The organism is Streptomyces sp. NPDC008121, from assembly GCF_042957155.1.
Classification (GTDB): domain Bacteria; phylum Actinomycetota; class Actinomycetes; order Streptomycetales; family Streptomycetaceae; genus Streptomyces.
Map to the genome: position 1 here is coordinate 239,591 of NZ_JBIBHT010000006.1, position 13,461 is coordinate 253,051.

10 protein-coding genes are annotated in these 13,461 nt (G+C 72.6%); 7 read left to right on the forward strand and 3 right to left on the reverse strand.

Annotated elements, in window-relative coordinates; all coding sequences use genetic code 11:
• Positions 1-131: 131 nt before the first annotated feature.
• Both ACFZBD_RS21480 and argF read left to right on the forward strand, forming a co-directional pair.
• A complete protein-coding gene (locus ACFZBD_RS21480) occupies positions 132-1,364 on the forward strand; it encodes an arginine deiminase (RefSeq protein WP_391141642.1) in 1,233 nt (410 codons plus the stop codon).
• 303 nt (positions 1,365-1,667) lie between these two features.
• Complete coding sequence (gene argF, locus ACFZBD_RS21485; protein ID WP_391141644.1) at positions 1,668-2,684, forward strand: ornithine carbamoyltransferase; 1,017 nt, start codon at positions 1,668-1,670, stop codon at positions 2,682-2,684.
• A 311-nt stretch (positions 2,685-2,995) separates the two neighbouring features.
• Here argF and ACFZBD_RS21490 read toward each other — a convergent pair whose 3' ends face one another.
• Positions 2,996-3,445 (reverse strand): ATP-binding protein, encoded by a 450-nt coding sequence (locus ACFZBD_RS21490; protein ID WP_391141646.1) that lies wholly within the window; start codon positions 3,443-3,445, stop codon positions 2,996-2,998.
• Between the two features lie 299 nt (positions 3,446-3,744).
• Here ACFZBD_RS21490 and ACFZBD_RS21495 point away from each other — a divergent pair, with 299 nt between their 5' ends.
• Positions 3,745-4,572 carry an enoyl-CoA hydratase family protein gene (locus ACFZBD_RS21495; RefSeq protein WP_391141647.1) on the forward strand — a complete coding sequence of 276 codons (828 nt, stop codon included), beginning with the start codon at positions 3,745-3,747 and terminating at the stop codon, positions 4,570-4,572.
• Between the two features lies 1 nt (position 4,573).
• Entirely contained in the window at positions 4,574-7,123 is a 2,550-nt protein-coding gene (locus tag ACFZBD_RS21500; RefSeq protein ID WP_391141649.1) for an FAD-dependent monooxygenase, read from the forward strand.
• A 100-nt stretch (positions 7,124-7,223) separates the two neighbouring features.
• Here ACFZBD_RS21500 and ACFZBD_RS21505 read toward each other — a convergent pair whose 3' ends face one another.
• Positions 7,224-8,054 (reverse strand): PaaX family transcriptional regulator C-terminal domain-containing protein, encoded by an 831-nt coding sequence (locus tag ACFZBD_RS21505; RefSeq protein ID WP_391141651.1) that lies wholly within the window; start codon positions 8,052-8,054, stop codon positions 7,224-7,226.
• A 4-nt stretch (positions 8,055-8,058) separates the two neighbouring features.
• Positions 8,059-9,915: an AMP-binding protein gene (locus ACFZBD_RS21510; RefSeq protein WP_391141654.1), complete on the reverse strand. Its 1,857-nt coding sequence runs from the start codon at positions 9,913-9,915 to the stop codon at positions 8,059-8,061.
• 157 nt (positions 9,916-10,072) lie between these two features.
• Between ACFZBD_RS21510 and ACFZBD_RS21515 the strand changes: the two genes are divergently transcribed.
• From ACFZBD_RS21515 to ACFZBD_RS21525, 3 genes are all read left to right on the forward strand, one after another.
• The gene (locus ACFZBD_RS21515; RefSeq protein WP_391141656.1) at positions 10,073-11,185 is read left to right on the forward strand and encodes an acyl-CoA dehydrogenase family protein; all 1,113 of its coding nucleotides are present in this window, start codon (positions 10,073-10,075) and stop codon (positions 11,183-11,185) included.
• 151 nt (positions 11,186-11,336) lie between these two features.
• A complete protein-coding gene (locus ACFZBD_RS21520) occupies positions 11,337-11,738 on the forward strand; it encodes a Rid family hydrolase (protein ID WP_391141658.1) in 402 nt (133 codons plus the stop codon).
• A gap of 169 nt (positions 11,739-11,907) precedes the next feature.
• Complete coding sequence (locus ACFZBD_RS21525) at positions 11,908-13,461, forward strand: DHA2 family efflux MFS transporter permease subunit (protein WP_391141659.1); 1,554 nt, start codon at positions 11,908-11,910, stop codon at positions 13,459-13,461.

Below are 13,461 nucleotides of genomic sequence, written 5' to 3' on the forward strand. Positions count from 1 at the left end.
CCGGTGACCGCCACCGGTGACCGGCCCCGCCGTCCCTGGACCGCCGGCCGCCCCCGCCCCCAGGAGCGGGTATTCGCCGGTATCTCGTCGCGGAGACGGCGTACGGCGGTTCGCTCCGTCAGGATGGGGGAATGGGATTCCATGTCGACTCCGAGACCGGGCGGCTGCGCCGCGTCATCCTGCACCGGCCCGATCTGGAACTGAAGCGGCTCACACCCACCAATCGGGACGTCCTCCTCTTCGACGACGTGTTGTGGGTGCGGCGGGCCCGCCATGAGCACGACGGTTTCGCGGACGTCCTCCGGGACCGCGGGGTCGAGGTGCACCTCTTCGGCGATCTGCTGCGGGAGGCGCTGGAGCTGCCCGAGGCCCGTTCGCTCGTACTGGACCGGGTGTTCCACGAGAAGGAGTACGGACCGGCCGCCGCCGACCATCTGCGCGCCGCCTTCGACGCTCTCCCACCGGCCGCGCTCACCGAAGCGCTCGTCGGCGGGATGACGAAGCGTGAGTTCCTGGCCGCGCACCGGGAACCGACCTCGGTGCGGTTCCACGTCATGGACCTGGACGACTTCATCCTCGGGCCGTTGCCGAACCACATCTTCACCCGCGACACCTCCGCCTGGATCTACGACGGCGTCTCCATCAACGCCATGCGCTGGCCCGCCCGCCAGCGCGAGACGGTCCACTTCGAGGCGATCTACAAGCACCACCCACTGTTCACCGGCCCCGCGGCCGGGGCGTTCCACCACTGGTCGGAGGGGCAGGCCGACTACCCCTCGACGATCGAGGGCGGCGACGTCCTGGTCATCGGCAACGGCGCGGTCCTGATCGGCATGAGCGAGCGGACCACCCCGCAGGCGGTCGAGATGCTGGCCCGAGGCCTGTTCGCCGCCGGCTCGGCGCGGACGATCGTCGCGCTCGACATGCCGAAGCGGCGCGCGTTCATGCACCTCGACACCGTGATGACGATGGTCGACCACGACACCTTCACGCAGTACGCGGGGCTCGGCATGCTCCGCTCGTACACGATCGAGCCGGGCGACGAGGGCCAGTCGCTCCGGGTCACCGACCACCCGCCGGAGCAGATGCACAGCGCGATCGCGGCGGCGCTCGGTCTGCAGGACATCCGGGTCCTCACGGCGACCCAGGACGTCCACGCGGCGGAGCGCGAGCAGTGGGACGACGGCTGCAACGTCCTCGCGGTGGAACCGGGGGTGGTGGTGGCGTACGAGCGGAACGTCACCACCAACACCCATCTTCGCAAGCAGGGCATCGAGGTGATCGAGATCCCGGGCAGCGAGCTGGGGCGGGGGAGGGGCGGCCCCCGTTGCATGAGCTGCCCGGTGGAGCGGGACGCCGTGTGACGAGGGCGAGCCCGTCCCCGTGCTCGGGGACGACCCGATCCCGGGCTGGGCCGGCGTCGCCCGGCGGGCCTTGACGGCATGCCCTGACGCTACGGGACGCCGTGTGAGGGCGGGCCCGGCGGCGTACCGTGACGCTGTGTGACGGCGGGCCCCGGGCGGCATACCGACGGCCCCGGGCCGACGGAGCCAGGTGGGAGGGGAGCCGGTTCAGTGGCCCGCATCACTGTATAGGAATACTGGCCTACGTATAGACTTCCATCGTCAACCGTCGCCGTCCCCGTTCGCGAATACAGGAGCGCCCCCATGGCCACTGACCTCATCGGCCGCCACTTCCTCAAGGAGCTGGACTTCACCGCCGAGGAGTTCCGCGGTCTGATCGCCCTGGCCGCCGAGCTGAAGGCGGCGAAGAAGGCGGGCGCCGAGGTCCAGCGGCTGCGCGGCAGGAACATCGCCCTGATCTTCGAGAAGACCTCGACCAGGACCCGGTGCGCCTTCGAGGTCGCCGCCGCCGACCAAGGGGCCTCCACCACCTACCTCGACCCGTCGGGATCGCAGATCGGGCACAAGGAGTCGGTGCGGGACACCGCCCGTGTCCTCGGCCGGATGTTCGACGCCATCGAGTACCGGGGCGACAGCCAGGCGAACGTCGAGGAGCTGGCCGTCTCGGCGGGCGTCCCCGTCTACAACGGCCTGACGGACGACTGGCACCCCACCCAGATGCTCGCCGACGTCCTCACCATGACCGAGCACGCGGACAAGCCGCTGGACGCGATGGCCTTCGCCTACCTCGGCGACGCCCGCTTCAACATGGGCAACTCCTACCTGATCACCGGGGCCCTGCTCGGCATGGACGTCCGTATCGTCGCCCCCGCGAGCTACTGGCCGGCCGACGAGGTCGTCGCCCGCGCCCGCAAGCTCGCCGAGACGAGCGGCGCCACGATCACCCTGACCGAGGACGTCGCCGAGGGGGTGCGCGGCGCCGACTTCGTCGCCACCGACGTGTGGGTGTCCATGGGTGAGCCCAAGGAGGTCTGGGACGAGCGGATCGCCGCCCTCTCCCCGTACGCGGTCACGATGGACGTCCTGCGCGCCACCGGGAACCCGGCCGTGAAGTTCCTGCACTGCCTGCCCGCCTTCCACGACCTCGGCACGGTCGTCGGGCGGGACATTTACGCCCGGCACGGTCTGACCGAGCTGGAGGTCTCCGACGAGGTCTTCGAGTCCGAGCACTCCGTGGTCTTCGACGAGGCCGAGAACCGCATGCACACCATCAAGGCCGTCCTGGTCGCCACGCTGGCGGGCTCCGGCAGCGGTCGTTAGCCGGCGGGTTCGGCGGTGTCCTTGTCGTGCCTCGGCGGTGTCTGGGCCCCGGGTTCGGCGGTCTCTCGGCCGCACCTCGGCGTACCTCACCCCATCGCCTCCGCATATGCCGCACGATCTTCGTGCACACCTCTGTTCCGCCGGGGGCGTCGAATGGCAGGGTGTCGGTAGGCGGTTCTCCGCTCTCCCCTCCTCGGGAGACGGGCCGCGCCGGCCCTCCTTCGCGTCGCTCGCGGGAGTGAGCCGCACCGCACCTCCCGGCTCCCCACGGGAGGCACGGTGCATGCCCGCACCACTTCCCGTGCGTACGCTCACCCCTCCTCGGGGCGGCGCTGCCGCGGCAGCGCCGGAAGCGTGAACCAGACCGCCTTCCCCTCGGGCGTCGGGCGGTGCCCGCAGTCACTGCTCAAGGCGCGGATCAGCAGCAGACCCCGGCCGTGCTCCTGCCAGGGATCCGGCTCCTCGCCCGGCCCCGGACAGGCCAGTTCTCCGGGCCCCATCGGGCGCCGGTCGTGCACCTCGACCTGGCAGCCGCCGGGCAGCAGCTCCACGACCAGCTCGATGGGGTCCTCGTCGTCCGTGTGCTCGACGGCGTTCGCCACCAGTTCGGCGGTCAGGAGCTCGGCCGTGTCCCTGTCGGCGCGGGCGTCGAGCTCCGCCATCGCGGTACGGATCAGCGCGCGGGCGATCGGGACGGCGGCCGTGGTGTGCGGCAGCTCGATGCGCCAGCAGGCGGGGCCGGGGCCGGGGGCTGGGAACACGGCGGGTCCGTTCGGGCTGGAAGGCTGACAGCGGGGGAGCGGGCGGGGAGCGCGCACGTGGTCCGGGCGCGGAACGCACGTGGTCTAAACGTCTTACTTTCAACCTTACGAAGTCAAAAACGGGTCGCCAGAGGCGGACGCCCGGGAGGGCGTGGACCTGATGTCGCCCGAGCGCGGGACCTTCGCCCGGTGGCGTACCGACGCCCGTCTTGTTGCGCGTTCATGACGACAGTCACATATCAGTGATAAGGTTCCCTCGGTGATGCCGTGTACACGCGCGCTGAGGGAGGCCGTCCCGTATGAGCCCTTTCACCGGTTCCGCACCCCGCACCGACGACTGGCGGCATCTGCGCCTGGACATCGACGACGGGGTCGCCACCGTCACGCTCGCCCGCCCCGAGAAGCTGAACGCCCTCACCTTCGGCGCCTACGCCGACCTGAGGGACCTCCTCGCCGAGCTGTCCCGGGAGCGTGCCGTGCGCGCCCTCGTCCTCGGCGGTGAGGGGCGCGGCTTCTGCTCGGGCGGGGACGTGGACGAGATCATCGGCGCGACCCTCTCCATGGACACGGCCCAGCTGCTCGACTTCAACCGGATGACCGGTCAGGTCGTGCGCGCGATCCGCGAGTGCCCGTTCCCGGTGATCGCCGCCGTCCACGGCGTCGCCGCAGGGGCGGGCGCGGTCCTCGCCCTCGCCGCCGACTTCCGTATCGCCGACCCCAGCGCCCGCTTCGCCTTCCTCTTCACCCGGGTCGGCCTCTCGGGCGGCGACATGGGGGCCGCGTACCTGCTGCCGCGGGTCGTCGGACTCGGGCACGCCACCCGGCTGCTGATGCTCGGCGAGCCCGTCCGGGCCCCCGAGGCGGAACGCATCGGCCTGCTCAGCGAACTCACCGAGGAAGGCGGCGTCGATGCCCGGGCCGCCGAGCTCGCCCGGCGCCTCGCCGACGGCCCCGCCCTCGCCTACGCGCAGACGAAGGCGCTCCTGACGGCCGAGCTGGACATGCCCCTCGCCGCCTCCGTCGAACTCGACGCCGCCACGCAGGCGCTGCTCATGAACGGGGAGGACTACGCGGAGTTCCACGCGGCCTTCACGGAGAAGCGGCCCCCGAAGTGGCAGGGCCGCTGACATGGCGGACCCGCACGCTCCGACTCCCGCGGACCGTCCGACTTCCGAGCGCGCTCCGACTCCCGCGTACGCTCCGACTCGCGCGCGGCCGCAGGCCGCCACAGACGCCACGGCCCGGCCGGACGCGACAGACCCAGCGCTCTCGCCCGCCCCGCCGGAGGCGCCCCGCCGCCCCCTCCGGGTCGCCGTCATCGGGGGCGGGCCCGGTGGGCTCTACGCCGCCGTGCTGCTCAAGCGGCTCGACCCGGAGCGGGAGGTCACCGTCTGGGAGCGGGGCGCTCCCGACGACACCTTCGGCTTCGGCGTCGTCCTCTCCGACGAGACCCTCGGCGGCATCGAGCACGCCGACCCCGCCGTCCACCGGGCGCTGCAGGACGAGTTCGTCCGGTGGGACGACATCGACATCGCCCACCGCGGGCACCTGCTCACCTCCACCGGTCACGGCTTCGCCGCCCTCGGCCGGCGCCGCCTCCTGGAGATCCTGCACGCCCGCTGCACCGAACTCGGCGTACGGCTCCGCTTCCGCACCCCCGCCCCGCCCGCCGCCGAGCTGGCCGGCACCCACGACCTGGTCGTGGCGGCCGACGGCGTCCACAGCGCGACCCGCGAGGCCCACGCCGACGTCTTCCGTCCCCGGCTCACCACCCACCGATGCCGCTACATCTGGCTCGCCGCCGACTTCGCCTTCGACGCCTTCCGCTTCGAGATCGCCGAGACCGAACACGGCGTGATGCAGCTCCACGGCTACCCCTACTCCCGCCCCACGCCCGGCCCAGCCTCCCCCGACACCGACACCGACACCGACACCGGCACCCCCGCCCCCGCCTCCGCCTCCGCCGGAATGGACGCCCCCGCGCCCGGCGCCTCCACCGTCATCATCGAGATGCGCGAAGAGGTCTGGCAGGCGGCCGGTTTCGACGAACTGGACGATACGGAGTCCATCGCCCGCTGCGCCAAGTTCTTCGCCGACACCCTCGGCGGCCGCCCCCTGCGCTCCAACAACTCCGTCTGGACCGCGTTCCGTACGGTCGTCAACGAACGCTGGTCGCACGGCCCGATCGTGCTGCTCGGCGACGCCGCCCACACCGCCCACTTCTCGATCGGCTCCGGCACCAAGCTCGCCGTCGAGGACGCCCTCGCGCTCGCCGCCTGCGTCGAGGAACAGCCCACCCTCGCCGAGGCGCTCGCCGCCTACGAGACCGAGCGCCGGCCGGTCGTGGAGTCCACCCAGCGCGCTGCGGCCGCCAGCCTGCGCTGGTTCGAGGAGGTCGAGCGGTACCTCGACCAGCCGCCCCGGCAGTTCGCGTTCAACCTCCTCACCCGCAGCCGTCGCGTCACCCACGACAACCTGCGGCTGCGTGACCCCGCCTTCACCGACGCGGTCGAGCGCTCCTTCGGCTGCCCGCCCGGCACCCCGCCGATGTTCACCCCCTTCCGGCTGCGCGGACTGACCCTCCGCAACCGTGTCGTCGTCTCCCCGATGGACATGTACGTCGCCGAGGACGGCGTCCCCGACGACTTCCACCTCGTCCACCTGGGGGCCAGGGCCCTCGGCGGCGCCGGGCTCGTGATGACCGAGATGGTCTGCGTGAGCCCCGAGGGCCGGATCACGCCCGGCTGCACCGGTCTCTGGACGGACGAGCAGGCCGAGGCGTGGAGCCGCGTCACCTCGTTCGTGCACACCAGATCACCCGGCACCGCGATCGGCGTCCAGCTCGGCCATTCCGGACGCAAGGGCTCCACCCGCCGGATGTGGGAGGGCATCGACCAGCCGCTCCCGGACGGCAACTGGCCCCTCACGGCCGCCTCCCCGCTCCCGTACCGCCCCGGCGTCAACCAGATCCCGCACGCGCTGGACCGGGCCGGGAGGGCAGCCGTACGGCGGGAGTTCACGGAGGCGGCCCGCCGCGCGGCCCGCTGCGACTTCGACCTGCTCGAACTGCACTGCGCCCACGGCTATCTGCTCTCCGGCTTCCTCTCCCCGCTGACCAACCGCAGGGACGACGCCTACGGCGGACCGCTCGAGAACCGGCTGCGCTTCCCCCTCGAAGTCTTCGACGCGGTACGGGAGGTATGGCCCGACGAGCGGCCGATGACGGTCCGGATCTCGGCCACCGACTGGGCGGACGGCGGCACGACCGACGAGGACGCGATCGGCATGGCCCGCGCCTTCGCCGCCCACGGCGCCGACGCCATCGACGTCTCCACCGGCCAGGTCGTCCCCGACGAACGCCCCGAGTACGGACGCTCGTACCAGACCCCGTACGCCGACCGGATCCGCGGCGCCGTCTCCGTCCCGGTCATCGCCGTCGGCGCGATCTCCTCCTGGGACGACGTCAACTCCCTGCTGCTCGCGGGCCGCGCCGACCTGTGCGCGCTGGCCCGCCCGCACCTCTACGACCCGCACTGGACCCTGCACGCGGCGGCCGAACAGGACTACCGCGGACCCGGGGCACCGTGGCCCGACCCGTACCGCGCGGGCAGCCGCACACCGCCCACGGGCCGCACCGACGCGCCCAAGCCGCGTCTCGCCCTGCACCTCGGCCCCTGACCGACGGACGGCGACCGGCCCCCGACCGACGGACGGCAACCGGCCCCTGACCGACGGACGGCGACCGGATCCTCACGGCCGCCTCCCCGGCGGCCGGCCGTCACCCCGCGTCGACGGAAACCCCCTGGACGAATGCCTCGCCGGCGTCGCGCAGCCTCTCGTGCAGCTCCGCGAACACCTCCGCCGAGCGGCCGCCGGGCCAGTCGGAGGGCAGCAGTTCGGAGGGCAGGACGGGGTCGGCGTACGGGAGGCGGCGCCAGGAGTCGAGGGCGAGGAGATAGTCCCGGTAGGCGTCCTCCGCCGTCCCCGGAGCGGCCCGCCAGGCGCGCAGCACCGGTTCGTGGGCGGCCAGGAACTCCTCGTGCAGCGCGGCGATCGAGGGCAGGTCCCACCAGCGGGCCACCGCCTCCGCCGTCGCGGCGTAGCCCAGGTGCTCGCCGCGGAAGAGGTCGACGTACGCAGAGAGCTCCAGCCGCTCCAGGGTGTGCCGGGTCTCCTCGTGGAGCCGCGCCGGGGCGATCCAGACGCCGGGAGCCGCCGTGCCGAATCCCAGCCGGGCCAGGCGCGACCGCAGCAGATGGCGCTTGTGGCGCTCGGACTCGGGGACCGAGAAGACGGCGAGGACCCAGCCCTCTGACAGTTTCGGTTCGGTACGCGAGTAGATCCGGCGGTCGCCGTCGGCCAGGAGCTGGCGGGCGTCGTCGGAGAGGGCGTAACCGGCGGCCCCGTCCGCCGTTCGTCGCGGCAGCAGCAGGCCCCGGCGCTTCAGCCGCGACACCGACGACCGCACCGAGGGCGCGTCGACGCCCAGCGCCGCGAGGAGGCGGATCAGCTCGGCCACGGGCACCGGCGACCCGTCGCGCGCCAGGCCGCGGCCGTACGCGCCGTAGAGCGAGACGATCAGGGAACGGGGGGTGTGCTGCTCGACCACGTGATCACTCTAGGGGTGTCCTGCCGATCGGGCCGGGCTCGGGTCCCGCCGCCGGGCCGGCCTCGCCCCCGGTGTCGTCGGTGCGGAGTCGGAAGCGCTGGAGCTTCCCGGTCGCCGTACGGGGCAGGGCGTCCAGGAAGACGATCTTCCGGGGGCTCTTGTACGGCACCAGGCGGGCCCGTACGAAGGTGCGCAGCGCGGTCGCCGTCTCCGCGTCGCGCGGCACCCCCTGGCGCACGACCGTGTACGCGACGACGATCTGGCCGCGCAGCTCGTCCGGACGGCCCACCACCGCCGCCTCCACCACGTCGGGGTGGGCGAGGAGGGCTTCCTCTACCTGGGGGCCCGCGATGTTGAAGCCCGCCGAGATGATCATGTCGTCGGCGCGGGCCACGTACCGGAAGTAGCCGTCCTCGTCCCGGACGTAGGTGTCGCCGGTGATGTTCCACCCGTCGCGGACGTACTCGCCCTGCCGGGGGTCGGCCAGATACCGGCAGCCGACGGGGCCGCGCACCGCGAGCAGGCCCTCCTCGCCGTCGGGGACCTCGGCGCCGGTGTGGTCCACCACCCGCGCCTGCCAGCCGGGGACGGGCCGGCCGGTGGTGCCCGGGCGGATGTCGCCGTCCGCGGCGGAGATGAAGATGTGGAGCAGTTCGGTGGCCCCGATGCCGTTGATGAGCTTGAGGCCGGTCCGCTCGTACCACGCCTGCCAGGTCGCGGCCGGCAGGTTCTCGCCCGCCGAGACGCAACGGCGCAGGGACGCGGTGAGCGCGCTCCGGCCCTTCTCGGTCGCGGGGTGGTGGTCGACCACGTTGCCGCCTTGGCCGCCTTGGCCGTCCCCGTCGACGCGGAGGGCGTCGCTGTCGTGGCCGGCGCTGTCGGGCTCGTGGTTGCCATCGACGTCGGGCTCGTCGCTCTTGCGGCCGTCCTGGCCGTCAGGGCCGTCGTGGCCGTTCAGTTCGTCCAGCATCAGCCGGTACGCGGTCGGTGCCGTGAACAGCACCGACACCCGGTGCTCGGCGACGGCCGCGAGGAGCTGCGCGGGGCCGGCCTGTTCCAGGAGCAGGGCGCTCGCCCCGGCGCGCAGGGGGAACACCACCAGACCGCCCAGGCCGAACGTGAAGCCGAGGGGCGGGGAGCCGGCGAAGACGTCGTCCGGGAGCGGCCGCAGGACGTGGGCGGAGAACGTGTCCGCGACGGCCAGCACGTCCCGGTGGAAGTGCATGCACCCCTTGGGCCGTCCGGTCGTCCCCGAGGTGAAGGCGATCAGGGCCACGTCGTCGGCCGCGGTGTCCACGGCTTCGTAGGCGGTGGGCTGGGCGAGGGAGAGGGAGAGCAGGTCGTCAGGGGAGTCCGCGCCGTACGTGGTGACGCGCAGGCCGGGGACCTCGGCCTTCACCAGCTCGTCGACCGACCGGATGTCGCACAGCGCGTGGGTACAGCGCGCCATCTCGCACATCACGGCCAGTTCGCGGGCGCGCTGCTGGGCCAGGACGGTGACCGCGACCCCGCCCGCCTTCATCACCGCCAGCCAGCATGCGGCCAGCCAGGGGGTGGTGGGGCCGCGCAGCAGCACGCGGTCGCCGGGCCGTACGCCCCGAACGGAGGTGAGGACGTGGGCGATCCGGTTCACCCGCTCCTGGAGTTGTCCATATGTCCAGACAAGGCCAGATCCGTCCCGGAAGGCGGGCCTTTCCGTGCCGAATCGTTCCACCGTGCGGTCGAGCAGTTCCGCCCCGCAGTTGAGCCGCTCGGGGTAGCGCAGCTCGGGAAGATCGAACAGCAACCGCGGCCACTGCCCGGCGGGCGGCAGATGGTCGCGCGCGAAGGTGTCGTGGTGGACCGAACCGGTCAGCTCCATGAGTTCGTCCCCTTGTCGTGGTGGGGTCGCCCAACGAGCGTATCGTGATGGTGACGACAGTCAACGGTGCGCGATAGAAGTGATCCGCAGACCTCGACGAGCGTGACAGTGAAGGTGACTGACGACGGTGACGGTGACGACGGAGGCAGGAGTCCGAATGTCCGCATTCTCGCTCGATCCCGCACAAACCGCCCGGTGTGCGGAGCTCCGCACCCTCGCGGCCGAACGCCTGCGCCCCCTCGCCGAGAAGGGCGAACCCGGCCGCGTCAACCGCCCCCTCGTCGCCGCGCTCGGCGAACTCGGTCTCCTCGCCCGCCTCTTCGAGGCCGGGGCCCTCGAGCTGTGCCTGCTCCGTGAGTCCCTCGCCCACGCGTGCACCGAGGCCGAGACCGCGCTCGCCCTCCAGGGGCTCGGCGCCCACCCGGTCGCCGCCGCCGGCACCCCGGCGCAGCGCGACCGCTGGCTCCCGGAGGTCACCGCGGGCCGGGCCGTCGCCGCCTTCGCGCTCTCCGAGCCCGACGCCGGTTCCGACGCCGCCGCGCTCGCCCTCGAAGCCCGTCCCGACGGCTCCGGCGGCTGGCTCCTGCACGGCGAGAAGCGCTGGATCTCCAACGCCCCCGAGGCCGACTTCGCCACCGTCTTCGCCCGGACCACCGCGGGTGCCGGTTCCCGCGGGGTCACCGCCTTCCTCGTCCCCGCCGACCGGCCGGGCCTCACCGGCAGCCCTCTGGACATGCTCTCCCCGCACGCCATCGGCACCCTGGTCTTCGACGGCGTCCCCGTCGGCCCGGACGACGTCCTCGGCGAGGTCGACCGCGGCTTCCGGGTCGCCATGAACACCCTCAACCGCTTCCGCCCCAGCGTGGGCGCCTTCGCCGTCGGCATGGCCCAGGCGGCCCTGGACGCCACCCTCGCCCACACCGCGGGCCGCACCGCCTTCGGGGGCGTCCTGCGCGACCTCCAGGCGGTCGCCCATCAGGTCGCCGAGATGGCCACCCGTACCGAAGCCGCGCGGCTGCTCGTCTACGCGGCCGCGGCGGCGTACGACGCGGGCGCTACGGACGTCCCCAAGCGCGCGGCGATGGCGAAACTCCTCGCCACGGAGACCGCCCAGTACGTCGTCGACGCCGCCGTCCAGCTCCACGGCGCCCGCGCGCTGCAACGCGGCCACCTGCTCGAACACCTCTACCGCGAGGTGCGTGCGCCACGCATCTACGAAGGGGCCTCCGAGGTCCAGCGCACGATCATCGCCAAGGAGCTGTACGGGTGACGAGGAAACCGCGCCGCCCGCGACGGCCCGGGAGCCGTGCGGCCCTCGGCCGAGATCGGGAACCTCGCCGCCCGCGACGATCCGGGAGCCGTGCGGCTCTCGGTCGACTCTGGGAACCGCGCCGCGCCCCGACGATGAAGGAGCTGGACCGATGACGCCCCTCCACCGGCACAATCCCGCCGAGCTGTCCCCGCCCACCGGCTTCTCCCACGCCGTCACCGCCACAGGCTCCCGCCTGGTCTTCCTCGCCGGGCAAACCAGCCTCGACCGCGACGGCAAGGTGGTGGGGGAGGCCCTGCCCGAGCAGTTCGAGACCGCGCTCACCAACCTCCTCACCGCCCTCCGGCACGCCGGCGGCTCACCGGCCGACCTCGCACGCGTCACCGTCTACGCCACCGATGTCGCCGACTACCGCCGCCACGCGCACGAACTCGGGCGCATCTGGCGGCGGTTGGCCGGGCGCGACTTCCCCGCGATGGCCGTCGTCGGGGTCGTACGGCTGTGGGACGAGCAGGCGCTGGTGGAGCTGGACGGCTTCGCCGTCCTGCCCTAGGCGGCGGCGCCGCGGGCGCCGAACTCCTGCGGTGGGGGCGGCCGGACGCCCGCCCGCCCCCCGGACGGCTCCCGCGCTTGATCAACTGGTCACTCGCCGGAGGCGGGCTTACGGTCGAATGGTGGGTCGACCGGCCTACGGATCCCACCACGCGAGGGCGCGATGCGCCATGAGTACCCCCAAGCCGACGACGCCAGCACAGACCGCCGCCTCCCAGCGCCGGGGCGGCGGCAACGGGATCGCGCTTCTCGTCATCGCCTCCTGTCAGCTGATGGTCGTCCTCGACATCACGATCGTGAACATCGCGCTGCCGCACATCCAGAGCTCGCTCGAGTTCTCCACGACGAGCCTGTCCTGGGTGGTCAACGCGTACACCCTGACCTTCGGAGGCCTGCTCCTGCTCGGCGGGCGGGTCGGTGACATCCTCGGCAGGCGCCGGGTCTTCATCTTCGGCGTCCTCCTCTTCGGACTCGCCTCGCTGCTCGGCGGTCTCGCCCAGAACTCCTGGCAACTCCTCGCCGCCCGTGCGCTGCAGGGCGTCGGCGGCGCGATCGCCTCGCCGACCTCACTGGCGCTGATCTCCACCACCTTCACCGAAGGCCCGGAACGCAACCGGGCGTTCGGCGTGTTCGCGGCCGTGTCCGCGGGCGGTGGCGCGATCGGTCTGCTCGCCGGCGGCGTCCTGGTCGAATGGCTCGACTGGCGCTGGGTCTTCTTCGTGAACGTCCCGATCGCCGTGCTCATCGCCGTCGCGGCGCCCCGCTTCATCAAGGAGTCCGAGCGCCACTCCGGCCACTTCGACCTCACCGGCGCACTCACCGCCACCCTCGGCATGGTGGCGTTGGTCTACGGGTTCATCCGCGCCGCCCAGGAGGGCTGGCGAGATCCCCTCACTCTCGGCTCCTTCGGCCTGGCCGTCGTCCTGCTGGTCGTCTTCATCCTGGTCGAGCGGCGGTCCCGGCAGCCGATCACGCCGCTGCACATGTTCGCCGACCGCAACCGTGCGGGCACGTACGCCATCATGCTCTGCCTGGCCGCAGCGATGTTCGGCATGTTCTTCTTCCTGACCCTCTTCGTGCAGAACGTCCTCGGCTTCACCCCCTTGCAGGCCGGCCTGGCGTTCCTGCCGGTCAGCGCGGTGATCGCGGTCGGGGCGGGGCTCGCCTCGCAGCTTCTGCCGAGGTACGGGCCGAAACCCTTCATGGTCGTCGGCTCGCTCCTCGCCGCGGCCGGGCTGTCCTGGCTGACGCTCACCGACGTCCACTCCACCTATCTGGGCAGCATCCTGGGGCCCATGCTCATCTTCAGCCTCGGTATGGGCATGCTCTTCGTCTCGCTGACCCTGATGGCGCTCTCCAACGTGCGGCCGGCGGAGTCCGGCGCCGCGTCCGGACTGCTCAACGCCACCCAGCAGGTGGGCGGTTCGCTCGGCCTCTCGATCCTGGTGACCGTCTTCGGCACGGCCAGTCGCAACGAGGCGGAGAAGCAGCGGCTGGCCTACCTCTCGCAGGCCGACCCGCTGGAGAAGGCGCAGTTCGCGAGAACGGGCCAGCTGCCGCCGCCGTGGAGTGACGAGGTCCTGACCTCCGGCGTCTCCCTGGCCTTCATCGTCGCGGCCGCCTTCGCGATCGTCGCCGCGGTGGTCGCCCTGGTCGCGATCCAGGTCCGGCCCTCGGACCTCGAACGCCTCAAGGGCGGGGTGGGCCCACCGGGCGTCGGCTGA

Bases quoted from the DNA above. Each gene is read 5' to 3' on its own strand.
- ACFZBD_RS21480 (WP_391141642.1), top strand. From the start codon at position 132: ATGGGATTCCATGTCGACTCCGAGACCGGGCGGCTGCGCCGCGTCATC.
- argF (WP_391141644.1), top strand. From the start codon at position 1,668: ATGGCCACTGACCTCATCGGCCGCCACTTCCTCAAGGAGCTGGACTTC.
- ACFZBD_RS21495 (WP_391141647.1), top strand. From the start codon at position 3,745: ATGAGCCCTTTCACCGGTTCCGCACCCCGCACCGACGACTGGCGGCAT.
- ACFZBD_RS21500 (WP_391141649.1), top strand. From the start codon at position 4,574: ATGGCGGACCCGCACGCTCCGACTCCCGCGGACCGTCCGACTTCCGAG.
- ACFZBD_RS21510 (WP_391141654.1), bottom strand. From the start codon at position 9,915: ATGGAGCTGACCGGTTCGGTCCACCACGACACCTTCGCGCGCGACCAT.
- ACFZBD_RS21515 (WP_391141656.1), top strand. From the start codon at position 10,073: ATGTCCGCATTCTCGCTCGATCCCGCACAAACCGCCCGGTGTGCGGAG.
- ACFZBD_RS21520 (WP_391141658.1), top strand. From the start codon at position 11,337: ATGACGCCCCTCCACCGGCACAATCCCGCCGAGCTGTCCCCGCCCACC.
- ACFZBD_RS21525 (WP_391141659.1), top strand. From the start codon at position 11,908: ATGAGTACCCCCAAGCCGACGACGCCAGCACAGACCGCCGCCTCCCAG.